This window comes from Streptomyces sp. NPDC107562 (assembly GCF_055657325.1).
The window spans coordinates 91,819-116,579 of the sequence record NZ_JBVKBE010000012.1; the positions used below are offsets into that span (position 1 = coordinate 91,819).

Genomic DNA, 24,761 nt, shown 5'->3' on the forward strand with positions numbered 1-24,761 from the left:
AGCGATGGCAGGTGGGCGCAGACAGGCACCGCCGCGTGAGGAAGTCCTCGCCGCCGCCATGGAGATGATCGCCGAGCGCGGCCTGGAGAAGCTCACCATGGCGGCGCTCGGCCGCGAGGTCGGCATGAGCAGCGGGCACCTGCTGTACTACTTCGGCTCCAAGGACGAACTGCTGCTGCGCACCCTGGAGTGGAGCGAGGGCCGGCTCGGTGCCGAGCGGGGCCGGCTGCTGACGCGCGCCGCCTCCGCCCGCGCGCGCGTCGACGCCTACGTCGACCTGTACGTCCCCGACGGGCACCGCGACCCGCACTGGACGCTGTGGCTGGAGGTCTGGAACCGCTCGCAGAACGCCGACGAGGAGGCCCGCGCCCGGCAGGCCGCCATCGAGGGCGCCTGGCACCGCGACCTGGTGGCGCTGATCGCGGAAGGTGTGTCACGGGGCGAGTTCCGCGCCGTCGACCCCGACCGTTTCGCCGCCCGGCTGCGCGCGCTGCTCGACGGCTTCTCCCTCCACGTGGCGATCGGATTGCCGGGGACCGACCGCGCGCGGATCCTCGCCCATGTCCGGGAGTTCCTGGACGACGGGCTCGTGCGGGGCGCCGAGGGGACGGGCCGGGCAGACGACGGGACCGCACGGGGCGGCGACGGGGCGTAGGCCGTGTGCCGGCCCGACGCCCCGCGCCACCCCGGCCGCCGGGTCAGCCCTGGAGCCACCAGGGGCTGCTGTACGCCACGCCGAAGTCGTTGCAGGGGTGACCGGCCGGCCCGGGGGAGCCGTTGGCCTGCGTCGGGTCGGAGACCCGCAGGACCACCCAGGTGCCGTCGGCGGAGTTCAGCGGCACGGTGAAGGAGGTGATCCGGCCGGACGTCGTCTCGATGACGTCGACCACCTCGGGGGCCCGGCTGCCCGGCCGCAGCACCTGGATGTGCAGCGGCTTGCCCGCCCACTCCGCACCCCGGTCGAGGTCGACCTGGAAGGTCACGTCACCCGACGCGAAGGGCAGCTGACCGCCCATCCGCACCCCGGCCGCCGTGGCGTCGAGCCGCAGCCCGGAGACCCGGGTGGCGAAGAACCGCCGCGCCCGCATCGCCTCCAGCACGCCCGCGCGGGTGTTCTCGGTGACCCACAGCCCGCTGCGGCCCTTGCCCTCCGGGAATCCCCAGTCGGTGCCGTGCTCGTCGGTGACGCCGGTCAGACCGGTGCGCCAGCCCGCGTTCAGACAGGCCACCAGGGGCGAGGACCTGCCCGAGGACCAGCCCTCGAAGAGGTAGTCGTCGGTGCGGTTGAACATCTCCAGGCTGACCATGCGGTCGTGCACCGCGGCGTTGTACCCGAACTCGTTGAACCGCAGCTCCTCCCGGCCGGGATGGTTGAAGCCGGCCACCGCGTCCCGGTCGTCCAGCCAGTTGAAGAACGCGCTCATCCCCGGCGCCGCCGACATGTCGACGTAGCTGTCGGAGAACCAGACGTTCGCGTGGCCGAGCAGCGCGTGGGTCCACTCGAAGCCCCGGATGGCGGTGTAGACGCCGGGCACGTTGGCGGCGTCGGCCAGCTGGCCGGTGCGCCGCCACTCCGAGGAGCTGAGGCCGCCGATGGTGAAGACGCCGCTGTGGTCCGTGAGCGCGGCCACGTCCAGGCCCGCGTCGCGCATCGAGCCGAACGCCAGCGCCGGGTCGCCGTCGCCGTCCGACATGGCGGTGTGGTTGTGCAGGTCGGCGTGGACCAGCGTGGTGCCCTGCGTGATGAGCGAGGCGCGGGCGGCCCCGCCGCGGGTGGCCGCGACGGCGGCGCCGCCGTCCCGCGCGGTACGGGTCGTGGCGGCCTGCGCGCTCCCCGGCGCCGCGGCCAGGAACAACAGCCCTCCGGCGGCACCGAGCAGCGCCCGGCGGCTGGTGGTGGACGCCGGCCGCCCGTGGGCGTGGCCGTGAGCGGCGCCGTGCGGGTCGGTGTGTCCGTGGATGTGGTCGTGGTGGTGCCCCAGATCTCCCATGCCCCTACTTCACGGTGTTGGCAGGAACATGGCCAGACTGGACGTCGTGCGAGGGGTTAACGGTGGATGAGCGCGACGGCGGAACCCTGCGCCCGCATCCTGAGACGCCGGTGAGACGGGGGGCGGCTTGTGCCAGACTTCCCCCGTGCTCTCGTTCGCCACGACGATTATTGGCAGCAGGCGCGCCGGTCCGCAGTGACCGCCACGTACGACCAGGTACGGGCGGCCACCGTCGTCCTCGACCCGCGCGCAGACCTCTCGCACCCGCGAGGGGTTTTTCGCTTTTCTGGCCCACCAACAGCCGGAGCCGAGCGCGAGGGATCATAGGGGACGGTGGAGCCGGTCATTCCGGTACAGACCGAGATCCATACATCAGGAGCCTTCAGACCATGACGGAAACCAGCGAGCTCGACGACTCGTTCCACGTCTTCGACACCACCCTGCGCGACGGCGCCCAGCGGGAGGGCATCAACCTCACCGTCGCGGACAAGCTGGCCATCGCACGGCACCTGGACGACTTCGGCGTGGGCTTCATCGAGGGCGGCTGGCCGGGCGCCAACCCGCGGGACACGGAGTTCTTCGCCCGCGCCCAGCAGGAGATCACGTTCCGCCACGCCCAGCTGGTCGCCTTCGGCGCCACCCGCCGCCCCGGCATCAGGGCGAGTGAGGACCCGCAGGTCAAGGCACTCCTGGCGGCCGGCGCCCCGGTGATCACCCTGGTCGCCAAGTCGCACGACCGGCACGTGGAACTCGCCCTGCGCACCACCCTGGACGAGAACGTGGAGATGGTCCGCGACACCGTGTCGTTCCTGAAGGAACAGGGCCGCCGGGTCTTCGTCGACTGCGAGCACTTCTTCGACGGCTACCGCGCCAATCCCGAGTACGCCAAGGCCGTCGTGCGTGCCGCGTCCGAGGCGGGCGCCGACGTGGTGGTGCTCTGCGACACCAACGGCGGCATGCTCCCCGCCCAGGTCCAGGCGGTCGTCTCGACGGTCCTCGCCGACACCGGCGCCCGGCTCGGCATCCACGCCCAGGACGACACCGGCTGCGCCGTCGCCAACACCCTCGCGGCGGTCGACGCGGGCGCGACCCACGTCCAGTGCACGGCGAACGGCTACGGCGAGCGCGTCGGCAACGCCAACCTCTTCCCCGTGGTCGCCGCCCTGGAACTGAAGTACGGCAAGACGGTGCTGCCCGAGGGTCACCTCCGGGACATGACCCGCATCTCGCACGCCATCGCCGAGGTCGTCAACCTGACACCCTCCACCCACCAGCCGTACGTCGGGGTCTCCGCCTTCGCGCACAAGGCCGGGCTGCACGCGTCCGCCATCAAGGTCGACCCGGACCTGTACCAGCACATCGCCCCCGAGCAGGTCGGCAACACCATGCGGATGCTGGTCTCCGACATGGCGGGCCGGGCCTCGGTCGAGCTCAAGGGCAAGGAGCTCGGCATCGACCTCGGCGGCGACCGCGAGCTGGTCGGGCGGGTCGTGGAGCGCGTGAAGGAGCGCGAGCTCAAGGGCTACACCTACGAGGCCGCCGACGCCAGCTTCGAGCTGCTGCTGCGCGCCGAGGTCGAGGGCAGGCCGCTGAAGTACTTCGAGGTCGAGTCCTGGAGGGCGATCGTCGAGGACCGGCCCGACGGCAGCCACGCCAACGAGGCCACCGTGAAGCTGTGGGCCAAGAGCGAGCGCATCGTCGCGACCGCCGAGGGCAACGGTCCCGTCAACGCCCTGGACCGGGCGCTGCGGGTCGCGCTGGAGAAGATCTATCCGCAGCTGGCCAAGCTGGAGCTGGTGGACTACAAGGTCCGCATCCTGGAGGGCAAGCACGGCACCCAGTCCACGACCCGGGTGCTCATCGCCACCTCCGACGGCACCGGCGAATGGTCCACGGTGGGCGTCGCGGACAACGTCATCGCGGCCTCCTGGCAGGCCCTGGAGGACGCGTACACCTACGGCCTCCTGCGAGCGGGCGTGGAACCGGCGTCGTAACCGCGCCGCACGCACGGCCTCCCGGGCCCCGGTGCCGGATCGCGACGACCCGGGGCGCGCGGCGGGCAGATCAGGGAGCCCGCCAGACGTTGTCGAAGGCGTCCTCCTCGATGCGGCGGCGCTGGCGGACGGCCTCCAGTTCGGTCAGCGCGTCGCCGAGAGCGGCGAGGACCGTCACCACCGGCCCGTCGCCGAAGCCACCGGCCGCGCCGGCCGTCCCGGCGGGGTCGGTCGTGGCGTCGTGGACGGTGGCGTCGTCGAGGGTGTCGTCCAGGGCCTCGGTGTCGTCCGCGCTCCCCGAACGCTCCCCGATGCCCAGCTCCTTCGCGAGGCCCACCAGGACCGGCTCCTGGGCCGCCCAGCGCTCGTTCGCGTGGTGACGTGAGGGCGTGTCGAGGACCGCCGGCGCCGGCTCGCTGCGGCGCCGCAGCCAGTGACGGCGTCCCGTGCCCGTCGGCGTCTCCGCCTCCAGCGCGGCGACATAGACCTCGGCCAGCCCGCGCCCGCGGCGCCACAGCCACTCCTCGACCGTCTCGTACGGCGCCTGCCGGACCAGCGAGGCCCCGGCCTCGTCCAGCAGACGGTCCCCCGTGGCGCGTTCGGCGCCCGGCACCAGGCGATCGTCCTCCAGGGACGCCACCCCGGCGTCCACGAGGTCGAGGACCTCCGCGCCGGCCAGCGCGAGCGACAGGTCGCCCTGCCCCAGGTCGTGGCTGGAGGGGACGTTGAGGGCGACGATCAGCAGATCCTGCGGTGTGGTCATCTCGAGCTCCAGGTCACGGGCGTCGATACGGCCCCTCGCCGTATCTCCACGATGGGGCGCGGGAAGCCTATCCGCAGCACGGCGGACGGCTCCCGTGCGCCTCCACCACCGCCCCGTCCGCCCCGTCCGCCCCGGGGAGGGATTTCCGTCCCGGGACCGATGTCCGTTTCTGTGCCCGTTCAGGTAGCTTCGAACATATGAAGGCCGCGTTCGTACAAAGGCTCGTACGCCTGCTGATCGTGCCGGTCACCGCCGTGCTGGCGGTCCTGGTGGCCGGTGCGCCGGGCGCGCACGCGGCCACCGACCTGTCCCAGGTCGCCGCGGCCCTGCGCGAGAGCCCCGTCTACGTGGACCCGGCCGCGTCCGGCCTGCTGTCCTCGTCGGACGCCGAGGCGCTCGCCGACAAGATCAAGGACGCCGACAAACCCGTCTTCGTCGCGGTCCTGCCGGCCGGCTACCCCACGCAGAACCTCTTCCAGAACCTCCGCACCGAGACGGGCGTCACGGGCCTGTACGGCATCCGGCTCGGCGACGCCTTCGACGCCCGTGCCGACAGCCGGGTGCTGAGCCGCCCGGCGGTGTCCAACCTGGTGACATCCGTACAGAGCGCGGGCGACGTCAAGGCGCAGCTCAACGACTTCGTCGACAGCGCCCTGCGCAACGTCGGCGGCGCGGCCCCGAGCAGCTGGGGCGAGAACAGCGGCGACGGCGCCTCGACCACCGGCCTGATCACCCTCGGCGCGGTGCTGGCCGCGGGCGGCGCGGGCGCCTACGGTCTGGTCCGCCGCAACCGCCGCCGCCAGGAGGAGGAACGGCGGGCCGCGCTGGACAAGCTGCGGGTGGTGGTCGACGAGGACATCACGGCCTTCGGTGAGGAGCTGGACCGCCTGGACTTCCACCCCGGCGAACCCGGCGCCGACGACGCCATGCGCGCCGACTACGAACACGCGCTGGACGCCTACGAGAAGGCCAAGTCGCAGATGGCGGCGGCCGGCAGGCCCGAGGACGTACGGCCGGTCACGCAGTCCCTGGAGGACGGCCGCTTCGCCCTCGCGTCGCTCGCCGCCCGCCGCGAGGGACGCCCCCTGCCCGAACGCCGCCCGCCCTGCTTCTTCGACCCACGGCACGGCCCCTCGGTCGCCGACGTCACCTGGACACCGCTGGAGGGCGCGACCCGCGAGGTGCCGGTCTGCGCGGCCGACCAGGCCCGGCTGTCCGACGGTCAGGACCCGATGATCCGCGAGGTCGACACCGCCTCCGGCCGCCGCCCCTACTGGGACGCCGGACCGGCCTACGGCCCCTGGGCCGGCGGCTACTTCGGCGGCGGCATCCTGCCCGGCCTGCTCGTCGGCACCCTGCTCGGCAGCGCCATGGCCACCCCGGCCTACGCCTCCGACTACGGCTCCGGCTACGGCGACTTCGGCGGCCACCAGGGCGGCGACGTCTCCGGCGCGGACTTCAACACGGACGACTTCAGCGGCGGTTTCGGCGGTTTCGGCGGCGGCGACTTCGGCGGGGGAGGGGACTTCGGAGGCGGGTTCTGAGCTCCGCACGCGGCAACGGGAGCGGACTTTTCGAGGCCCGCACGCGGACACGGGACGGGCCCGGTGCCGATGCGGCACCGGGCCCGAACGTCGTGGGGAGCGCAGTGGTCGTACGGCTTAGAGGGTGGCCGCCGCCGAGGCGATCGCCGAGGCGAAGGTGGAGACCTCGGTGTAGACGCCGGGGGCGTTCGGGCGGGCGCAGCCTATGCCCCAGCTCGTGATGCCGACCTGGACCCAGGCGCCGGCCGCGTCACGGCGGAACATGGGGCCGCCGGAGTCGCCCTGGCAGGTGTCCACGCCGCCCGCGGTGTATCCGGCGCAGATCTCCTCGTTGGCGATGAGCCCGCTGTAGCCGCTGTAGGAGCGGCAGGTGGCGTCACTGACGAACGGCACGTCCGCCTTGAGCAGGTAGCGCTGCTGTGCGCCGCCCTCGCGGTTGGCCCCCCATCCGGCGATGGTGAAGGTGCCGGTGTTGTACTGCGTGGTGGTGGCCAGCTTCAGGGTCGGCAGGTTGATCGGCTGGGCGAGCTTGATGAGGGCCCAGTCCTTGCCGTTGCCGTTGTAGCCCGGGGCACGCAGGACCTTGGTGGAGCGGACCTGGACCCGGCCGCTGGTCGACTGGAGGTCCACCACCCCGGCGGTCGCGGTGATGCCGGTGTTGTTGCCGCTGGCTCCCACGCAGTGCGCGGCGGTCAGCACGATCTGCTGGGTGTACAGCGCACCGCCGCAGCCCATCGACAGCCGGACCATGAACGGGAACTCGCCCTGCGCGGCGCGGGTGCCGCCGACCACCGGGGCGGGGGCCGCCTGCGCGGCCGAGACGGGCTGGAGGCTGACGACCGCGAGCGTGGCGGCGGCGGCGACCGCGCATCTCTTGAGGGCCTTGAGGAAAGTCTTCACCTTGACGCCTTCCGTGGGGGGTCTGAGGAGGGCGGGAATGTCAGGCGCATGTCAATTCCCGGTGGAAGGATTATGAGAACGGTGTGACCCTCCACACAAGCACCGCAATCCGGCCAACCCGCGGTGGCCGACAGGCGCCCCCTTCGCCCGGTCCGCCCCGCCCCGCCCTAGCCGTCGGGCGGGCGGCTCACCGGTCGGGCAGCGCGAGCCACTCGTCCCACGTCAGGTCCCGCCCCACGAACCGCGGGCGCGTGAAGGGCCACTCCTCGGCGATCCAGCGCGGCACGAACAGGTCCAGCGCGCGCTCCAGCGGGCCGCCGACCTCGCCGTCCACCACCCACCAGGAGATCTCGGCGTCCGCCCCGGCCTTCTCCGGCGGGTCGATGTAGACGCAGCCGCGCAGAGCGGTCCCGTCCGCGTTCTCCACGGTGTAGTTGAACGACTCGTGCGCGTCGATCTCGGCGGCGTGCCGCTCCAGGTCGGCCTGGTTGGCCTCGTACGACATGGTGGCCGACGGCCAGCCCCACGCCTTGCCGAACATCGACCAGAGCCGCTCACGCGAGCCCATCACGGCCGGGTAGTCGAGCGGTGCGTCGGCCCCGCTGATCGGCCGCAGATGATGGCCGTCCCCCGCGGGGACGGTGACGCGCAGGGGGTGGACGAAGTCGGGCGGCAACCATGTCATCGGCGCAGCATGCCACAGTCCTGTCCGCGAGCATCCGCCGCGACCGGACGCCCCCCGGACAGCGAGCGCCCGCCCTCTCCTCGGGGGAGTGGAGGGCGGGCGCGCTCGAAGCCTCAGCGGGGCGGTCGTCCCGCCGTCACGCGTTCTTGATCGCCGAGATGTCGAAGTTCAGCTTGATCTTGTCGGAGACCAGCACGCCGCCCGTCTCCAGCGCGGCGTTCCAGGTCAGGCCCCACTCGGAGCGCAGGATCTCGGCCTTGCCCTCGAAGCCGACGCGGTCGTTGCCGAACGGGTCCTTCGCGGCACCGTTGAACTCCAGGTCGATCGTGATCGGCTTGGTGACGCCGAGGATCGAGAGGTCGCCGGTGATGCGGTAGTCGTCGCCGCCGAGCGCCTCGGCCTTGGTGGAGCGGAACGTCATCGCCGGGAACTCGTCCGTCTTGAAGAAGTCCGCGCTCTTCAGGTGCCCGTCACGGTCGTCGCTGCCCGTGCTGATGCTGTCCATCTTGACGTCGAGGGTGGCGGTGGAGCGCGACGGGTCGGAGCCGTCCAGGTGCAGCGCGCCGGTGAAGTCGAGGAACTTGCCCTTCACGTTCGTCACCATGGCGTGCCGGGCGACGAAGCCGATCGAGGTGTGCGAGGGGTCGATCGTGTAGTCGCCGGTCAGGGCCGCCAGGTCCGGGTTGACGTCCGTGGCCTTGGTCGTGGTGCCGCTGTTCCTGCTGCCGAAGATACCCATGATGTGCTCCTTGGGGACGGGGCTGTTGAATGTTCAACCATGCCAACGAGAGCGACCGTAGACCTATTCCGTTCAAGTTTCAACCTCACTGTCGGAGTGTCGCGATAAGCTCACGCGTCACTCCACGGATGGCATCGGCGGGACATGAATCTTGCGTGGCTCACAGCTGGCCGGTTTGTGTGACCCCTACAACGTCGAAGCCCTCTGAGCAGTCGGAACGCCTGCATGCCGCCCTGGTTCTGTTCAGGGGTACCAGGAAAACGACCCGGAGACTGTACGGAGTCGACGGCTCGCTTTCCTTGCTCCTCTTCGTAAGGTCGCTACATGACCGTTTTGGATGAGGCGACGGGTGAGTCGACGAGCGAGCCGACCGGCGAGCCGACGGACGCTCGCGGGCGAGTGGCCGAACTGCACGAGATCCGCGCGCAGGCGGTGGCCGGCCCCAGCGAGCGGGCGACCGAGGCGCAGCACGCCAAGGGCAAGCTGACCGCCCGCGAGCGCATCGAGCTGCTCCTCGACCCGGACTCCTTCCGAGAGGTCGAGCAGCTGCGCAGGCACCGGGCGACCGGCTTCGGCCTGGAGACCAAGAAGCCGTACACCGACGGTGTCATCACCGGCTGGGGCACGGTCGAAGGCCGCACCGTCTTCGTCTACGCGCACGACTTCCGCATCTTCGGCGGCGCCCTCGGCGAGGCCCACGCCACGAAGATCCACAAGATCATGGACATGGCCATCGCGGCCGGTGCCCCGCTGGTCTCGCTGAACGACGGCGCCGGCGCCCGCATCCAGGAGGGCGTCAGCGCCCTGGCCGGCTACGGCGGCATCTTCCAGCGCAACACCAAGGCCTCCGGCGTCATCCCGCAGATCAGCGTGATGCTCGGCCCGTGCGCCGGCGGCGCGGCGTACTCGCCCGCCCTCACCGACTTCGTCTTCATGGTCCGCGAGACCTCGCAGATGTTCATCACCGGCCCCGACGTGGTCAAGGCGGTGACCGGCGAGGAGATCACCCAGAACGGCCTCGGCGGCGCCGACGTGCACGCGGAGACCTCCGGCGTCTGCCACTTCGCGTACGACGACGAGGAGACCTGCATCGCCGAGGTGCGCTACCTCCTCTCCCTGCTCCCGCAGAACAACCGGGAGAACCCGCCCCGGGTCGACTCCTCCGACGCCCCCGACCGCCGCTCCGACGTCCTGCTGGACCTGGTCCCGGCGGACGGCAACCGGCCGTACGACATGGCGAAGGTCATCGAGGAGATCGTCGACGACGGGGAGTACCTGGAGGTCCACGAGCGCTGGGCGCGCAACATCATCTGCGCGCTGGCCCGGCTGGACGGCCAGGTCGTCGGCATCATCGCCAACCAGCCGCAGGCGCTGGCGGGCGTCCTGGACATCGAGGCGAGCGAGAAGGCCGCACGCTTCGTCCAGATGTGCGACGCCTTCAACATCCCGATCATCACGTTCCTGGACGTCCCCGGCTTCCTCCCCGGTGTCGACCAGGAGCACGGCGGCATCATCCGCCACGGCGCGAAGCTGCTGTACGCGTACTGCAACGCGACCGTGCCCCGGATCTCCCTGATCCTGCGCAAGGCGTACGGAGGCGCCTACATCGTCATGGACAGCCAGTCCATCGGCGCGGACCTCACCTACGCCTGGCCGACGAACGAGATCGCCGTGATGGGCGCGGAGGGCGCCGCCAACGTCATCTTCCGCCGCCAGATCGCCGACGCCGAGGACCCCGAGGCCATGCGGCAGAAGATGGTCAAGGAGTACAAGTCCGAGCTCATGCACCCGTACTACGCGGCCGAGCGCGGTCTCGTGGACGACGTCATCGACCCGGCCGAGACCCGCGAGGTACTCGTCCGGTCCCTGGCGATGCTGCACACCAAGCACGCGGACCTGCCCTCGCGCAAGCACGGCAACCCCCCGCAGTAACCCAGCGGACCCTCCGCGGCACCCCCGCGGAAACCTCATCCACGGAGACTGACTGCCATGAGCACCCCTGACATCCGCGTCGAGAAGGGCCACGCCGGACCCGAGGAAGTCGCCGCCATCACGGCCATCCTCCTGGCGCGCGCGGCGGCCCACACGTCCACTGCGGCCCCCGCCCACGGTGGCCGCGCGAAGGCGGGCTGGCGCCGCCTGGAGCGCGAGCCCGGCTTCCGCGCCCCGCACAGCTGGCACGGCTAGGACAGCCACGCGAGAGGGCCCCTCCGCATCGGAGGGGCCCTCTCGCGTCGTCCGTCGGCGGTCCTGAACGGGCGAAGGGCCCCCTCCGACGCGGAGGGGGCCCTTCGGGGTCCTACGGACTACGGACGCTGCCTACCGCAGGCGCGCCATGAGCGCGTGCTCGACCAGCGTGATCAGCGCCGACTTGGCGTCCGCGCGGTGGCGGGCGTCCGTCGTGATGATCGGGGTGTCCGGGCCGATCTGGAGCGCCTCACGCACCTCGTCGGGCTGGTACGGCTGCTGGCCGTCGAAGCCGTTGAGGGCGATGACGAACGGCAGGCCGCTGTTCTCGAAGTAGTCGACCGCCGGGAAGCAGTCGGCCAGGCGGCGGGTGTCCACGAGGACGATCGCGCCGATGGCGCCGCGCACCAGGTCGTCCCACATGAACCAGAAGCGGTCCTGGCCGGGGGTGCCGAACAGGTACAGGATCAGGTCCTGGTCCAGCGTGATGCGGCCGAAGTCCATGGCGACCGTCGTGGTCGTCTTGTCCCCGGTGTGGGTGAGGTCGTCGATGCCGGCCGAAGCTGACGTCATGACGGCCTCGGTACGCAGCGGGTTGATCTCCGAGACGGCCCCGACGAACGTGGTCTTGCCCACGCCGAAGCCACCCGCCACCACGATCTTCGCCGAGGTGGTGGAGCGGGAAGGACCGCCGCTAGAGCTTGCGAAGTCCACTGAGCACCCTTTCGAGCAGTGTCACGTCTGGCTGGCCGCCGGCGTTCTCGTCGCCGCCGGGCTGATGGATGGCGACCAGGCCCGCCTCCGCCAAGTCGGCGACGAGGATCCTGGCCACGCCGAGAGGGATGGTCAGCAGGGCCGAGATCTCGGCCACCGACTTGATCTCCCGGCAGAGGTTGCAGATCCGCTGATGCTCGGGCAACTGGCCCTGCATCTGGTGCGGCTGCGCGGTGGTGTGCACCAGTGCCTCGATGGCGAGCTGGTACCGCGGCCTGGTGCGGCCGCCCGTCATCGCGTACGGGCGCACCAGGGGGTTGTTCGACGCCCCGGCGGGGGCGGGCTCAGGGGTGCGGCGTTGCGGCTGCACCGGCTGGATGCGGGGTGCGTTCGGCTGGTCGTACGGCGAGGGGCCGGGGCCCTGTGGCGCGTACGGCTGCCGGTGGCTGGGTGCGGAGGGGAAGTTGTACCGGTTCTGGGAACCGTCGTTCTGCCCCTGGCCAGGGCCGTACGACCAGTTGCCCGATGATGAACCGCTTGGGGGTGTTGCCACTTTCTCCTCCTCCGACTGTGCCGAGCACCCATCGCTGTGGAGCCGCGTCCCGAAACCTTACGGCCACGGGACGCGAAATCGCACCGTCTGTCTGTTAGTTGAGAAGGCTTCCTTGGAGCTCCGCACGAAGATCCGGGGTCAGGACCGTGCCCGCGCGGTCGACCAGAAGTGCCATCTCGTACCCAATGAGGCCGATGTCCGCTTCCGGGTGCGCAAGAACCGCGAGGGACGACCCATCGGAAACGGACATGATGAAGAGGAATCCCCGCTCCATCTCCACAACCGTCTGATTCACGCTGCCGCCCTCGAAGATGCGCGAGGCGCCGGCGGTCAGCGAGGTCAGACCGGAGGCGACGGCCGCGAGCTGGTCGGCACGGTCGCGGGGGAAGCCTTCGGACATCGCCAGAAGGAGTCCGTCGGCGGAGACCACCACCGTGTGGGACACCCCGGGGGTGTTGTCCACGAAGTTGGTGATCAACCAGTTCAGGTTCTGTGCCGCCTGGCTCATCGGGCTCACACTAACGCTCCTGGTTGTAGGTGCTGTCAGGACCACTGTGCTGATTCCTAGTGGCCTGGCCGTTCGTTTCACTTCCCGCGCTGCGTCCCCGCTGGACTCCCCGGCGCAGGTTGCTCAACCTGCCCCGGACGTCCTCGGGAGCGCGGGAGACCTGGGGGCCGCCCTGCGGGGTCGACTCCGCGGTGCCCTCGACCAGATTGGCCTTGGGTACCCGCCGCGGCAGGCCGGAGGAGGTGACCCCGCCCGCCTTGGGCTTGCGCAACTGCGAGGCCTGCTGCCAGCGCTCGTCGTTGGCCGAGCGCCAGCTGTCGTCGCCGTCGCCGTTCGCCGCCGCGTCCTGCTGTGCGGACCTGCCGGCCGCCTGCCCGCCACCGGTGGATCCCCGGCGGGGAAGCCCGGCGTCGGTCATCGCGTGCGGAGCGGAGGGGCCCGGCCCCGGACGGTCGAAGCCTACGCGGTCCCGCTCCTTCGCGTCAGCGGCCTGCGCGGATTCCGCTTCGGGAGCGTACTGGTCGCCGTAGCCGTTCTGGTAGCCGTCGTGCTGGGGCCAGTCGCCCTGGTAGGACGCCTCTTCGAAGGCCGAGAAGGAGTCCGGGGAACCGGACGGGGCGGCCGCGGACTTCTCCTGGACCGGCTCCGCATAACCCGGCTCCGGATAGCCGCCGTTGGTCGGGAAACCATCGCTCTGCGGCATCCCGTTCGGCGCGTAGTACTGCTCGTCGTACGACTGCTGCTGCTGGTCCTCGTACGACGTCTGCTCCTGGTACCCCTGCTGCTGGCCGAAGGCCGCCGCCTGGTCGGGGTAACCGCTCTGGCCGTTGTCGTACGGCTGCCCGCCGTTGTCGTACGGCTGGCCGGACGCGGCGTCGTAGCCGCCGTCGCCGTAGCCCTGCCCCTCGTGCTCCGGACCGTGGGTCTGGGCCTCCAGGGCCGCGCGGCGCTCCTCGCGCATCAGGGAGCGGCCCACCGGGTCCAGGTCGCGGATGTCGTCCGGGACCTCGTAGCGGCTGTCGTCGAAGCCGAGCTCGGCGGCCGTGAGCATCGGAGGCGCGGCGTTGAAGCTCTCCCCCTGGAACTGCTGCTCCGGGATGATCTGCGAGACGGTGAACTCGTCGGCGACCGGTGCCTGCTCGCCGCCACCACCGTGGGTGATGGCGTCGGGCAGCATGACCAGCGAGGTGGTACCGGCCTGCTCGCCCGAGGGGCGCAGCTGGACGCGGATACCGTGCCGGTCGGACAGCCGGCCGACCACGAACAGACCCATGCGCTGGGAGATCGCGGCGTCCACGGTCGGCGGATTGGCCAGCTTGTGGTTGATGTCCGCGAAGTCCTCGGCGGTCAGGCCGATGCCCTTGTCGTGGATCTCGATCATCACGCGGCCGTCGGGCAGCCGGGTCGCGGTCACGCGGACCTTGGTCTGCGGGGAGGAGAACGTGGTCGCGTTCTCCAGCAGCTCGGCCAGCAGGTGCACGAGGTCGGTCACGGCGCGGCCGTGGATCTCGGCCTCGGGCACACCGGATATCTCGATGCGCTCGTACTGCTCCACCTCGGAGGAGGCGGCGCGCACCACGTCGACCAGCGGGACCGGCTGGTCCCAGCGGCGGCCGGGCTCCTCGCCCGCGAGGACCAGGAGGTTCTCGCCGTTGCGGCGCATACGGGTGGCCAGGTGGTCCAGTCGGAAGAGGTTCTCCAGCTGGTCCGGGTCGGCCTCGTTGTTCTCCAGGTCGGTGATGAGGGTCAGCTGGCCCTCGATCAGCGACTGGTTGCGGCGCGAGAGGTTGGTGAAGATCGCGTTGATGTTGCCCCGCAGCAGGGCCTGCTCGGCGGCGAGCCGGACCGCCTCGCGGTGGACCTGGTCGAAGGCCCGGGCGACCTCGCCGATCTCGTCCGTGGAGGAGATCGGGATGGGCGAGACACGGGTGTCGACCCGACCGGGGTCGGTGCGCGAGAGCTGGTCGACCAGCATCGGCAGGCGCTGCTCGGCGATGCCGAAGGCCGCGTTGCGCAGCTGGCGCATCGAGCGGCTCATCTGGCGGGCCACCATGCCGGCCAGGATGAATGCGGCGAGCAGGGCCACCACGACGATGGCGCCGGTGATGATCGCGTCCTGCTTGGCGCCGTCGGCGATGCTCGCGGCCTCGTTCACCGCGGTGTCGGCCATGTCCGACTCGATCTGCCGGTACGCGTTGTACTTGAGGGTGTTGACCGCCCACCAGTTCTCCGCGCTGATGCCCTGCTGGGCGAGGGCCTCACGGGCGGCGGGGTCGGTGGTGGTCAGGCCCGCCATGGCCCCGACCATCACGGCCGGGTCGGAGGGCGGCGCCTTGTAGTCCGGGTTCTGGGCCAGGGCTTCCTTGGCCTGCTGTCGGCCGTCCGCCTCGATCTGCCTCTTGGCGTCCTCCAGCTTCTGCGCGTCGGCCTCGGTGCCACCGCCGATGTACTCCTCGACGGCGATGCCCTCGAGGTAGGCGTAGGAGGAGAGCGCCACGCGCTGCTTGGCCAGGTCGGCGTCCTTCGGACCCGGCTTGACCAGGATGTGCGTGCCGATGGACCGCTCCAGCGACAGCGCCGCCTTGGTCAGCGAGATCGCGTAGACCGTGCGGCCGTAGCTGGTGATGTTTCCGGTGCCCAGGCCCAGCTCGTTGGCGAACTCCATCAGGGGGTGGGCGACCTCTACGTAGCCCTCCTCCGTCTTCACGCCGTCGAGCTTGGAGGTGTACGCGACCTGCCGCAGCTGCTGGAGCTTGGGCTCCGCCTCACGGAACAGGCTCAGCCGGCGCTCCAGGCCCGGCTTCTGGGGCATGCTCTGGGCGGCCTCGTCGAACGCGTCCGCGGCGGCGTCGGTCTTCTTGCGCGCCTGCGTGACCGTGGCCTGGTCGCGGCCCAGCAGCAGCGGGGCCGTCGTGAGGTCGCGCTCGGTGTAGAGGGCGTCCGCGTAGGTCAGGGAGGCCCGGACCAGACGCGCGGTGCTCTCCGCGTCCTCGGCCTCCTGCCAGGTGTCGATCGAACTCTTCACCTGGAAGCCGCCCATGACCAGGCCGACCATCACGGGGATGAGCAGGATCGCGTTCAGCCGGGTCGCCACGCGCCAGTTGCGCGGGGAGAAACGGCCGCCGCTCGGAGCGGGCGTGGCCACCTGCTCGGAACCCGGCACAGCAGGGGCGGGCGCCGCTCCGCGCGGCGGCGGGGTGAAGTTGCCCCGGGCGGGCGGCTCGGGACCTTTGTTGCTTCGCCTCACTCGACCAACAACCTCTCGGCGGCGGGCACCTACGTCGTGCCGCTGTGTCTCAGGGCCCAGTTCGCCATCGACCACTGAGTACGTCTTTGACCTTTGGGCAGTTCAGGCATTCCAGCACGTCGACCAGCGCTCTTCCAAACATAGGAAAGGGCGGATTCGCGCTGGCGTAAGCGCTAGATAAAACGGTCATAAAGAGCGAGCCCCGTCAAATGACGGGGCTTTCGTGCGCGCAGCGACACCACATGACCGCGACGCGTGGCGGGACTCCTCGATTCCTCTGCCGAAACGTTATGAACACCGAAGCCGACCGTGTCAAAGGCCACAGCCGGCTCCGCCGCCACGAGGATGTCACCTACGGCAACTGCCGTACGGGACAGATCATTTGAGTCCTACTTCAGCCGAGCCATCAGCGCGTGCTCGACCAGTGTGATCAGCGCGGACTTGGCGTCGGCCCGATGCCGGGCGTCGGTGGTGATGATCGGGGTGTCCGGGCCGATCTGCAGCGCCTCGCGGACCTCCTCCGGAGCGTACGGCTGCTGACCGTCGAAGCCGTTGAGGGCGACGACGAACGGCAGACCGCTGTTCTCGAAGTAGTCAACCGCGGGGAAGCAGTCCGCCAGCCGGCGGGTGTCCACGAGCACCACCGCGCCGATGGCGCCACGGACCAGGTCGTCCCACATGAACCAGAAGCGGTCCTGACCCGGCGTACCGAAGAGGTACAGGATCAGGTCCTGGTCCAGCGTGATGCGGCCGAAGTCCATCGCCACCGTGGTGGTGGTCTTGTCCCCGGTGTGCGTGAGGTCGTCGATGCCCGCACTGGCGGACGTCATGACGGCCTCGGTGCGCAGCGGGTTGATCTCCGAGACGGCGCCGACGAACGTGGTCTTGCCCACGCCGAAGCCGCCGGCCACCACGATCTTGGCAGAGGTGGTGGCACCTCTCGGTTCAGAGCTTGCGAAGGCCACTGAGCACCCTTTCGAGCAGTGTCACGTCGGGCGCACCGCCGTTGCTCTCGTCGCCACCCGGCTGGTGGACGGCGACGAGTCCGGCCTCGGCGAGGTCCGCGACGAGGATGCGGGCCACCCCGAGCGGCATGGCGAGCAGCGCCGAGACCTCGGCGACCGACTTCACCTCGCGGCACAGGTGGCAGATGCGCTGGTGCTCCGGGAGCAGCCCCATGAGCGCTGCCGGGTCGGCCGTGGTGCTGATCAGCGCCTCGAGCGCGAGCTGATAGCGCGGCCGGGTCCGGCCGCCGGTCATCGCGTACGGACGAACCAGCGGCTGGTCGCCCTCGTCCCCGTACGGATCTGTGTACGGATCATGAGAGGCGGTGGGCGGGGTCATGAATCCTCCGGGCGGGACAGCAAGTTGGTCAGTCGTGCCGTCTGACGGGGGCCGGTGGGGGGATTGTGTCGGCCGGACGGTGATTTGGTGAGACGGGTGGATCCGGGGGCGTTAGTGGAGCAGACTTCCTTGCAGTTCGGCGCGGAGGTCCGGCGTGAGCACTGCTCCCGCGCGGTCCACCAGCAGCGCCATCTCGTAGCCGACGAGGCCGATGTCGCACTCCGGGTGCGCGAGAACGGCGAGGGACGAGCCGTCGGAGACGGACATGAGGAAAAGGAATCCTCGCTCCATCTCCACGACGGTCTGCGCCACGTTGCCGCCCTCGAAGATCCGGGACGCCCCGGCCGTCAGCGAGGTGAGGCCTGACGCGACCGCCGCGAGCTGGTCGGCGCGGTCGCGCGGAAAACCCTCCGACATCGCCAGGAGGAGACCGTCGGCGGACACGACGACGGTGTGGGACACCCCGGGGGTGTTGTCCACGAAGTTGGTGATCAACCAGTTCAGGTTCTGTGCCGCCTGGCTCATCGGACTCAACTAACGCTCCTGCTGGTGAGTGGGGCTCGGGAAACTGCCCGTCTGGCCGGACCCGGCCTGACGGCCCTGTGCGATACCCCGACGGAGGTTGGTAAGCCGGCCGCGCACGTCCTGTGGGGCGCGCGAGACCTGCGGACCGCTCTGGTGCGGCTGCTGCTGTGCGGTGCCCGGGACGAGATTCGCCCGGGGTACGCGGCGCGGCAGACCGGAGGTGGTGACTCCGCCCGCGGCCGGCTGCCGCACGCGCTCTGCCTGCCGGACGAGGTCGTCGTTCGGCGAGCTGCGCCATGCGGGGGCGGCGGGACGCTGGGGAGCCGGGGGGCCCTGCGGTGCCTGCGGGGCCGGCGCGGAGCCGTTGCCCTGCGGACGCTGGGCTCGTCCCGGCTGGGACTGCGGGCCGTGCGGGCCCTGCGGACCCGGCTGGCCCTGGGCGGCCTGCTGGCCGTGGAACCAGTTCGTCTCCAGCGTGTCGTACAGCGGCGTACGACCGTCGCCGGGACCCGCGGCCGGCGGCAGCGCCTCCGGCTCCTGGCGGGCGTGACGCTGCTGGGGACGCTGCGGGGCCGGCGGCCGCTGGCCACCGAAGTCGCCCTGCGGACGCTCGAACTGGCCGGTGCCCGACGGGTTCTGGTGTCCGGGCAGCGAGTGCTGCCCCGTGGACGAAGTGTCGTACCCGGCGTACTGGCCGGTAGCCCCGTTGTCGTAGCCCGGGACGGCCGGGTACTGACCCGTGGACCCGTTGTCGTAGCCCTGCGGGGCGGCGTACTGACCGTTCACGCCGTTGTCCTGCCGCTGCTGCGGCGCCGGGTACTGACCGGTGGACCCGTTGTCGTAGCCCTGCTGCGGTACGGCGAACTGGCCCGTGTGGGACGGGTTGTTCTGGCCGCCCGGTGTGCCGAAGACGTCCGAGCGGACGAACTGGCCGTTGTCCTGCTGGTTGTTGGTGCCCTGGTGCGGGAAGTCGGCGGGGCCGCCCAGGTTCTGGCGGTCGTCCGCGCGGGGAACCACGGGCATCTCCGAGGTGGCGCCCGGGCCGTGCCGGTCGTCGATCCTCGGCATCGGGGCCGTGTGCGACGGGTCCCGATGCTCGTCGTGGCCGCGCGGGGTGTCCATCGCGGCACGCGGCACCGACGGCTGCGCGTTCTCGTCGCTCCAGCTCGGGCGCTGCTGCTCGTTGCCGCCGGGCAGCTCGGCGCGCGCTCCGCCACGGGGCGGGAGCTGTGCCTGACGGCCACGCCGGCCGCGCTCGCCGCCGGCCTTCCCGTTGCCGCGCTGCGGGCCCACCGGGCCGCGGGTCTCCTGGCCCTGCGGGGCCATCGGCGCCTGGGCGTTGCCCGCACCGGCGTTCGGCCGGCCCTGCTGGGCCGGGGGAGTCTGCTGTCCACGTGCCCCACCCGGAGCACCGCCCGAGTCGCGGCCGGGCAGTGCGGCCCGCGGGCCCTGACCGGCGCCGAGCCGGCCACCGCCGGACGCACCGGCACCGAGGGCACCACCGGAGGCGCCGGCACCGAGAGCCCCGCCGCCCGGCGCACCCGCGCCCAGCGAGGAGCCGTTGCCACGGCGTGCGGCGGCGACACCGGCGGCGGCCTGTGCCGCGGCCGGACCACCCGTGCCACCGGGGCCGCCCTGACCGGGCTTGCCCTGCGGCTTGCGGCCGCCCTGGGCGACGTCCACCGGGAGCATGACCAGCGCGGTCGTGCCACCGGAGTCGGACGGGCGCAGCTGGATGCGGATGCCGTGGCGCTGCGAGAGGCGGCCGACCACGAACAGACCCATGCGGCGGGAGACGGAGACGTCGACGGTGGGCGGCGAGGCGAGCCGCTCGTTGATCTGGGCGAGGTCCTCGGGGGAGAGGCCGATGCCGGTGTCGTGGATCTCGATCAGCACGCGGCCGTCGGGCAGCGCGTGACCGGTGACCTTGACCTTGGTCTGCGGCGAGGAGAACGAGGTGGCGTTCTCCAGCAGCTCGGCGAGCAGGTGCACGAGGTCGTTGACCACACGGCCGGCCACTTCGGTGGTCGGCACCGAGGCCAGCTCGATGCGCTCGTACTGCTCCACCTCGGACGCGGCGGCGCGGAGCACGTCGACCAGCGGGACCGGACGGGTCCAGCGGCGGCCGGGTTCCTCACCCGCGAGGACGAGGAGGTTCTCGCCGTTCCGGCGCATACGGGTGGCGAGGTGGTCGAGCTTGAACAGCGAGGCCAGCTGGTCCGGGTCCGCCTCGCGGGACTCCAGTTCGGAGATCAGCGACAGCTGGCGCTGGATGAGGCCCTGGGAGCGACGCGAGAGGTTGGTGAACATCGCGTTGACGTTGCCCCGCAGCAGGGCCTGCTCGGCGGCGAGGCGGACCGCCTCGCGGTGCACGTCGTCGAAGGCGGTGGCCACCCGGCCGATCTCGTCGCGCGAGTGCACGCCGACCGACTCGACGGACGTGTCGACGTCCTGCGGGTCGGACTCGGACAGCTGCTTGACCAGCTCGGGCAGTCGCTCCTGGGCGACCTTGGTCGCGGTGTCCTCCAGGCGCCGCAGCGAGCGGATCATGGAGCGGGCCACCACGAAGGCGCCGACGAGCGAGACGCCGAGCACGATCAGGACCAGCGCACCGGAGATGATCGCTTCGCGCTCCGACTCGCTGCGCAACTCGCGCGCCTTCTGCTCCATGTCCTCCAGCAGCGTGCGCTCGATGTTCTTCATCTGCTGGATCTTGGTGGAGCTGTCGTCCAGCCAGTCCCGGTAGGAGCGCTTCTCCAGGCCCGCCAGACCGTTCTCGCGGCTGAGCGCGCGGCTGGCGTACTTGTCGGTGGACTCGATGGTCGCGTTGCCCTGGTCGATGGGCTTGAGCAGCTCCTCGGCGCCGTCGCCGTAGATGCTGGAGAAGCTGCGCAGCTCGGAGACCTGGCTCTCCAGCGCCGACTCGGCGTACAGCCGGTCGTTCTCGGAGAGGTCGCCGAAGGTCTTGTTGCTCGCGGGCAGGGCCGCCGCGAGGACCGCGCGCTGGATCGACGCGTACTCCTTGGCGGAGGAGAACGCGGACAGCGCGCGGGTGCGCTGGATCATGTCCGGGTTGCTGGTCGCCTCGGCCATGTCCTGCGAGAGGTCCAGCAGGTGCGTGATGAGGCGGTGGTAGGCCTCCACGGTCTGCGTGGAGTTGTCCTCGGCCTCGTAGGCGTTGTTGCGGATCTCGTTGAGGCTGTTCAGGTCGCGGGCGAGGCCGACGAGGCTGTCGCGCACACCCTGGAGGTTGCCGTCCTTGCTGGCGGAGTCGACCTCCTCGGACGCGGCGAGGAAGTTGTCCAGCGCCCGGTCCGTCTTGTCCTGGAAGCCCTTGACCGTGATGGCGCTCGCGGTCGAGCCGTGCGCGAGCGGGCCGGCGGACTGGTCGCGCTCCTCCTGGAGCGCGGCGGCCAGTTCGGTGGCCTGCTTGGTCATCTCGGTGAGCAGCTTCATGTTGTCGAGCTGCTCGATGTCGTCCATGGACTGGCTGATACGCAACGCGCCGAGCGAGGTGGCCGCGACCACCGGCAGCGTGAGCAGAGCCACCAGGCGGGTCGAGATGCGCCAGTTGCGCAGCGCTATTCGTGGCCCCGGACCGGTCGCGCCCTGCGGCGGCTTCACCGCCGGAGCGGACGCCGACGCGCCCGGGGACGCCGAGGCGCCGGGGCGACCTGAGCGCGGACCACCGTCACCGGACGGGGTCGGGCCCTGGCCCTGGGCGTGCTGGGGCGAGGAGCTGCCGGCCATGGGGGCAGTCCCGCCGTGCGGCTCCGGCTCGGCCGAAGCACTGCCATCCCTCTTGAAACGTCCCTGCACTAGCGTCGCAACCTCTGGACCAGGCGCCCCTCCGCGTGAACGGAAGGACGGTGTCGGCGTCGTCGGGGGCGCCCTGAATGCGCACCCGGGTGGTCGTGAGTGACCGGCGCTGGACTCCCCCTCTCGCCGCTCACTCGTCAGGAGCGACGCGATTCGCGCCCCCTGCGCGCCGGCTCGATCCCGCGGCGGTCCGTGGAATTCCAGCACAGTGCAGGATCTCCAACAAGGCCAGTTGGTCAGGCTGTGACCTCCGTGACACCACGTGAGGGCGGCGTCACGACATGTAGAAGGGGCTCCACCTGATAGCGGACATACCCCAACGAGTCGTCGGGGCCTGTCGGGTGTCCCAGTCGCCATGATCAGGAGCGGAATGCGCGCTTCAGGTGCTCAATGTCCGTTTCGTTGGCATGAGTTGCGAGCCGGAATTGCCGGTTTTGAGCTCGGCATCGTGAGGAAACTCACACCGCACTCGGCGCCCCCTGTCGCCACCCCCGGGGAATCGGATGTTTAGCCTGACGCTTTACAAGAGGCAACGTTCTGTCCACCGGCGCTTCCGGCGCCCCGCACACGACAGGGTCACGTACAACCGTGAAGACGACGACGATGTTCCACACGACCGCCAACCCGCGGCGTACCACCCTGGCGCACCTCGACGGCGCCGACGAGCCGGCGCCCCTGGACCTCCCGGAGCACTCCGTCGACCTCCCGGCCCGCACCGCCAACCCCCGGCGCACGATCCTCATGGACCTCCCGGCCGGGGCCGCGGTGGCCGAGTAGCGCCGACCACGCCACCGGGCGCCCCGCTAAGCAATTGCGCGGGGCGCCCGCCCCTTGCCGCGTTAGCCTGGAGCGATCAGACTCCACCCAGCTCAGGTAAGGGGCGCAAGGATCCCGTGCGCATCGCCAGGTTCTCCATCGACGGGAACGTCGCCTTCGGCGCGGTCGAGGGTGACAAGCCGGACGAGCTCGTTCTCGACATCATCAAGGGCATCCCGTTCGCGGACTTCGAGCTCTCCGGCACCAAGGTGCCGCTGAGCAAGGTACGGCTGCTGCCGCCGGTCCTGCCCAACAAGGTCGTCGCCTTCGGCCGCAACTACGCCGAGCACGCGCGGGAACTGGGCAACGACGTGCCCGACGCGCCGTTCGCCTTCTTCAAGCCGTCCACCTCGGTGATCGGCCCCGGCGACGAGATCCAGTACCCCTCCTTCTCCGAGGAACTCCACCACGAGGCCGAGCTGGCCGTCGTCATCGGCCGGCTGTGCCGCGAGGTCCCGCGCGAGCGCGTCCGGGACGTGATCCTCGGCTACACCTGCGCCAACGACATCACCGCCCGCGACGTCCAGCGCCGCGAGAAGCAGTGGGCCCGGGCCAAGGGCTTCGACACCGCCTGCCCGCTGGGCCCCTGGGTGGAGACCGATCTGGAGCCGGGCGACCTGACCATCCAGCTGACCGTCAACGGACAGCAACGCCAGCTCGGCCGCACGAGCGAGATGATCCACCCGATCGAGGATCTGATCGTCAACATCTCCGAGGCCATGACGCTGCTCCCCGGCGACGTGATCCTCACGGGCACCCCCGCGGGGGTCGGCCCCCTCGCTGTCGGCGACGAGGTCTCCGTCAGCATCGAAGGCATCGGCACTCTCACCAACAAGGTTGTCAAGCGTGGCTAGCGCACCCGCCTCCCCCTCCCCCGACTCCTCGGCTCCGCTCGGACAGGGGGTACGCGTCCGTTTCTGCCCCTCGCCCACCGGTAACCCGCACGTGGGCCTGGTCCGCACCGCCCTGTTCAACTGGGCGTTCGCCCGGCACCACGGCGGCACCCTGGTCTTCCGCATCGAGGACACCGACGCGGCCCGCGACTCCGAGGAGTCCTACGAGCAGCTGCTCGACGCGATGCGCTGGCTCGGCTTCGACTGGGACGAGGGCCCGGAGATCGGCGGCCCGCACGCGCCGTACCGCCAGTCGCAGCGCATGGACATCTACCGGGACGTCGCGGCCAAGCTGCTGGACGCCGGTCACGCCTACCACTGCTACTGCTCCCAGGAGGAGCTGGACAGCCGCCGCGAGGCCGCCCGCGCCGCCGGCAGGCCGTCCGGCTACGACGGCCACTGCCGCGCGCTGACCGCCGCGCAGGTCGAGGAGTACACGGCCCAGGGCCGCGCGCCGATCGTCCGCTTCCGGATGCCCGACGAGACGATCACCTTCAACGACCTGGTCCGCGGCGAGCTGACCTTCACCCCGGAGAACGTCCCGGACTACGGCATCGTGCGCGCCAACGGCGCCCCGCTCTACACGCTGGTCAACCCGGTCGACGACGCCCTGATGGAGATCACCCACGTCCTGCGCGGCGAGGACCTGCTGTCCTCCACCCCCCGGCAGATCGCCCTGTACAAGGCGCTGACCGAGCTGGGCGTCGCCAAGCGCACCCCGGAGTTCGGCCATCTGCCGTACGTCATGGGTGAGGGCAACAAGAAGCTCTCCAAGCGGGACCCGCAGTCGTCGCTCAACCTCTACCGCGAGCGCGGCTTCCTCCCCGAGGGCCTTCTCAACTACCTCTCCCTCCTGGGCTGGTCGCTCTCCGCCGACCAGGACATCTTCACGACGGACGAGATGGTCGCGGCCTTCGACGTCACGGACGTGAACCCCAACCCGGCCCGCTTCGACCTCAAGAAGTGCGAGGCGATCAACGGCGACCACATCCGGCTGCTGGAGGTCAAGGACTTCACGGAGCGCTGCCGCCCCTGGTTGCAGGCCCCGTTCGCGCCGTGGGCCCCGGAGGCCTTCGACGAGCTGAAGTGGCAGGCCGTCGCGCCGCACGCGCAGACCCGTCTGAAGGTCCTGTCCGAGATCACGGACAACGTCGACTTCCTGTTCCTGCCGGAGCCGGTGTACGACGAGGCCAGCTGGACCAAGGCCATGAAGGAGGGCTCCGACGCCCTGCTGCGCACGGCCCGCGAGAAGCTGGACGCGGCCGACTGGAGCAGCCCGGAGTCGCTGAAGACGGCCGTCCTGGAGGCCGGTGAGGCCCACGGCCTCAAGCTCGGCAAGGCCCAGGCACCGGTCCGTGTGGCCGTCACCGGGCGCACGGTCGGACTGCCGCTCTTCGAGTCCCTGGAGATCCTGGGCAAGGACGCGACCCTGGCCCGCGTCGACGCGGCGCTGGCGAAGCTCGCCGCGTAGCTCCCGCACCGGTCGAGGGCGGCACCCGCCGGCGGGTGCCGCCCTTTCGCCGTAGCCGCCCGCGACCC

General features: G+C 70.9%; 21 protein-coding genes. 8 read left to right on the top strand and 13 right to left on the bottom strand.

The window, feature by feature from the left end:
* Positions 1–4 precede the first annotated feature (4 nt).
* The gene (locus tag ACZ7LV_RS28375; RefSeq protein ID WP_471943345.1) at positions 5–655 is read left to right on the top strand and encodes a TetR/AcrR family transcriptional regulator; all 651 of its coding nucleotides are present in this window, start codon (positions 5–7) and stop codon (positions 653–655) included.
* A gap of 43 nt (positions 656–698) precedes the next feature.
* Here ACZ7LV_RS28375 and ACZ7LV_RS28380 read toward each other — a convergent pair whose 3' ends face one another.
* A complete protein-coding gene (locus ACZ7LV_RS28380) occupies positions 699–1,991 on the bottom strand; it encodes a CehA/McbA family metallohydrolase (RefSeq protein ID WP_471943347.1) in 1,293 nt (430 codons plus the stop codon).
* Between the two features lie 389 nt (positions 1,992–2,380).
* Between ACZ7LV_RS28380 and cimA the strand changes: the two genes are divergently transcribed.
* Complete coding sequence (cimA, locus tag ACZ7LV_RS28385; RefSeq protein WP_471943349.1) at positions 2,381–3,985, top strand: citramalate synthase; 1,605 nt, start codon at positions 2,381–2,383, stop codon at positions 3,983–3,985.
* Between the two features lie 70 nt (positions 3,986–4,055).
* Here cimA and ACZ7LV_RS28390 read toward each other — a convergent pair whose 3' ends face one another.
* Positions 4,056–4,748, bottom strand: a complete 693-nt coding sequence (locus tag ACZ7LV_RS28390) for a GPP34 family phosphoprotein (protein ID WP_471943351.1) — start codon at positions 4,746–4,748, stop codon at positions 4,056–4,058.
* A 197-nt stretch (positions 4,749–4,945) separates the two neighbouring features.
* On the opposite strand from ACZ7LV_RS28390, the gene ACZ7LV_RS28395 reads away from it, so the two are divergent.
* A complete protein-coding gene (locus tag ACZ7LV_RS28395; protein ID WP_471943353.1) occupies positions 4,946–6,292 on the top strand; it encodes a hypothetical protein in 1,347 nt (448 codons plus the stop codon).
* A 117-nt stretch (positions 6,293–6,409) separates the two neighbouring features.
* On the opposite strand, the gene ACZ7LV_RS28400 is transcribed toward ACZ7LV_RS28395, so the two are convergent.
* The 3 genes from ACZ7LV_RS28400 to ACZ7LV_RS28410 all read right to left on the bottom strand — a co-directional run bounded on the left by ACZ7LV_RS28400 (position 6,410) and on the right by ACZ7LV_RS28410 (position 8,616).
* Positions 6,410–7,192 carry a serine protease gene (locus ACZ7LV_RS28400; RefSeq protein WP_471943355.1) on the bottom strand — a complete coding sequence of 261 codons (783 nt, stop codon included), beginning with the start codon at positions 7,190–7,192 and terminating at the stop codon, positions 6,410–6,412.
* Between the two features lie 187 nt (positions 7,193–7,379).
* Positions 7,380–7,877 carry an N-acetyltransferase gene (locus tag ACZ7LV_RS28405; RefSeq protein ID WP_471943357.1) on the bottom strand — a complete coding sequence of 166 codons (498 nt, stop codon included), beginning with the start codon at positions 7,875–7,877 and terminating at the stop codon, positions 7,380–7,382.
* A 136-nt stretch (positions 7,878–8,013) separates the two neighbouring features.
* Positions 8,014–8,616: a YceI family protein gene (locus ACZ7LV_RS28410; RefSeq protein WP_471943359.1), complete on the bottom strand. Its 603-nt coding sequence runs from the start codon at positions 8,614–8,616 to the stop codon at positions 8,014–8,016.
* 399 nt (positions 8,617–9,015) lie between these two features.
* Here ACZ7LV_RS28410 and ACZ7LV_RS28415 point away from each other — a divergent pair, with 399 nt between their 5' ends.
* Both ACZ7LV_RS28415 and ACZ7LV_RS28420 read left to right on the top strand, forming a co-directional pair.
* Entirely contained in the window at positions 9,016–10,548 is a 1,533-nt protein-coding gene (locus ACZ7LV_RS28415; protein ID WP_471943596.1) for an acyl-CoA carboxylase subunit beta, read from the top strand.
* Positions 10,549–10,605: 57 nt separating this feature from the next.
* Positions 10,606–10,803 carry an acyl-CoA carboxylase subunit epsilon gene (locus ACZ7LV_RS28420; RefSeq protein ID WP_401673715.1) on the top strand — a complete coding sequence of 66 codons (198 nt, stop codon included), beginning with the start codon at positions 10,606–10,608 and terminating at the stop codon, positions 10,801–10,803.
* Positions 10,804–10,935: 132 nt separating this feature from the next.
* Here ACZ7LV_RS28420 and ACZ7LV_RS28425 read toward each other — a convergent pair whose 3' ends face one another.
* The 8 genes from ACZ7LV_RS28425 to ACZ7LV_RS28460 all read right to left on the bottom strand — a co-directional run bounded on the left by ACZ7LV_RS28425 (position 10,936) and on the right by ACZ7LV_RS28460 (position 21,513).
* On the bottom strand, positions 10,936–11,517 hold the full coding sequence (locus ACZ7LV_RS28425) for a GTP-binding protein (RefSeq protein WP_030216560.1): 582 nt from the start codon (positions 11,515–11,517) through the stop codon (positions 10,936–10,938).
* Positions 11,498–12,070 (bottom strand): DUF742 domain-containing protein, encoded by a 573-nt coding sequence (locus tag ACZ7LV_RS28430; protein WP_471943361.1) that lies wholly within the window; start codon positions 12,068–12,070, stop codon positions 11,498–11,500. The genes ACZ7LV_RS28425 and ACZ7LV_RS28430 overlap by 20 nt, the downstream gene beginning before the upstream one ends.
* Before the next feature lie 94 nt (positions 12,071–12,164).
* Positions 12,165–12,578, bottom strand: coding sequence for a roadblock/LC7 domain-containing protein (locus ACZ7LV_RS28435; RefSeq protein ID WP_005479603.1), 414 nt, complete (start codon positions 12,576–12,578; stop codon positions 12,165–12,167).
* A gap of 10 nt (positions 12,579–12,588) precedes the next feature.
* Positions 12,589–15,825: a sensor histidine kinase gene (locus ACZ7LV_RS28440; protein WP_471943363.1), complete on the bottom strand. Its 3,237-nt coding sequence runs from the start codon at positions 15,823–15,825 to the stop codon at positions 12,589–12,591.
* A gap of 389 nt (positions 15,826–16,214) precedes the next feature.
* Positions 16,215–16,790: a GTP-binding protein gene (locus ACZ7LV_RS28445; RefSeq protein ID WP_218515851.1), complete on the bottom strand. Its 576-nt coding sequence runs from the start codon at positions 16,788–16,790 to the stop codon at positions 16,215–16,217.
* Positions 16,771–17,169, bottom strand: a complete 399-nt coding sequence (locus ACZ7LV_RS28450) for a DUF742 domain-containing protein (RefSeq protein ID WP_385378991.1) — start codon at positions 17,167–17,169, stop codon at positions 16,771–16,773. Before ACZ7LV_RS28450 ends, ACZ7LV_RS28445 begins: the two co-directional genes overlap by 20 nt.
* Before the next feature lie 111 nt (positions 17,170–17,280).
* The gene (locus ACZ7LV_RS28455; RefSeq protein WP_003973453.1) at positions 17,281–17,694 is read right to left on the bottom strand and encodes a roadblock/LC7 domain-containing protein; all 414 of its coding nucleotides are present in this window, start codon (positions 17,692–17,694) and stop codon (positions 17,281–17,283) included.
* A 9-nt stretch (positions 17,695–17,703) separates the two neighbouring features.
* Positions 17,704–21,513 carry a sensor histidine kinase gene (locus tag ACZ7LV_RS28460; RefSeq protein WP_471943365.1) on the bottom strand — a complete coding sequence of 1,270 codons (3,810 nt, stop codon included), beginning with the start codon at positions 21,511–21,513 and terminating at the stop codon, positions 17,704–17,706.
* Positions 21,514–22,101: 588 nt separating this feature from the next.
* Here ACZ7LV_RS28460 and ACZ7LV_RS28465 point away from each other — a divergent pair.
* The 3 genes from ACZ7LV_RS28465 (at position 22,102) to gltX (ending at position 24,693) form a co-directional block, all read left to right on the top strand.
* Positions 22,102–22,290 (top strand): hypothetical protein, encoded by a 189-nt coding sequence (locus ACZ7LV_RS28465; protein ID WP_471943367.1) that lies wholly within the window; start codon positions 22,102–22,104, stop codon positions 22,288–22,290.
* A 116-nt stretch (positions 22,291–22,406) separates the two neighbouring features.
* Positions 22,407–23,183 carry a fumarylacetoacetate hydrolase family protein gene (locus ACZ7LV_RS28470; RefSeq protein WP_471943369.1) on the top strand — a complete coding sequence of 259 codons (777 nt, stop codon included), beginning with the start codon at positions 22,407–22,409 and terminating at the stop codon, positions 23,181–23,183.
* Entirely contained in the window at positions 23,176–24,693 is a 1,518-nt protein-coding gene (gltX, locus tag ACZ7LV_RS28475) for a glutamate--tRNA ligase (RefSeq protein ID WP_471943371.1), read from the top strand. The genes ACZ7LV_RS28470 and gltX overlap by 8 nt, the downstream gene beginning before the upstream one ends.
* The last annotated feature ends 68 nt before the right edge of the window (positions 24,694–24,761 follow it).

Excerpts from the sequence above, each read along its gene's own strand:
- ACZ7LV_RS28375 (WP_471943345.1), top strand. The coding sequence starts at position 5 with ATGGCAGGTGGGCGCAGACAGGCACCGCCGCGTGAGGAAGTCCTCGCC.
- ACZ7LV_RS28380 (WP_471943347.1), bottom strand. The coding sequence starts at position 1,991 with ATGGGAGATCTGGGGCACCACCACGACCACATCCACGGACACACCGAC.
- cimA (WP_471943349.1), top strand. The coding sequence starts at position 2,381 with ATGACGGAAACCAGCGAGCTCGACGACTCGTTCCACGTCTTCGACACC.
- ACZ7LV_RS28390 (WP_471943351.1), bottom strand. The coding sequence starts at position 4,748 with ATGACCACACCGCAGGATCTGCTGATCGTCGCCCTCAACGTCCCCTCC.
- ACZ7LV_RS28395 (WP_471943353.1), top strand. The coding sequence starts at position 4,946 with ATGAAGGCCGCGTTCGTACAAAGGCTCGTACGCCTGCTGATCGTGCCG.
- ACZ7LV_RS28405 (WP_471943357.1), bottom strand. The coding sequence starts at position 7,877 with ATGACATGGTTGCCGCCCGACTTCGTCCACCCCCTGCGCGTCACCGTC.
- ACZ7LV_RS28410 (WP_471943359.1), bottom strand. The coding sequence starts at position 8,616 with ATGGGTATCTTCGGCAGCAGGAACAGCGGCACCACGACCAAGGCCACG.
- ACZ7LV_RS28420 (WP_401673715.1), top strand. The coding sequence starts at position 10,606 with ATGAGCACCCCTGACATCCGCGTCGAGAAGGGCCACGCCGGACCCGAG.
- ACZ7LV_RS28435 (WP_005479603.1), bottom strand. The coding sequence starts at position 12,578 with ATGAGCCAGGCGGCACAGAACCTGAACTGGTTGATCACCAACTTCGTG.
- ACZ7LV_RS28450 (WP_385378991.1), bottom strand. The coding sequence starts at position 17,169 with ATGACCCCGCCCACCGCCTCTCATGATCCGTACACAGATCCGTACGGG.
- ACZ7LV_RS28455 (WP_003973453.1), bottom strand. The coding sequence starts at position 17,694 with ATGAGCCAGGCGGCACAGAACCTGAACTGGTTGATCACCAACTTCGTG.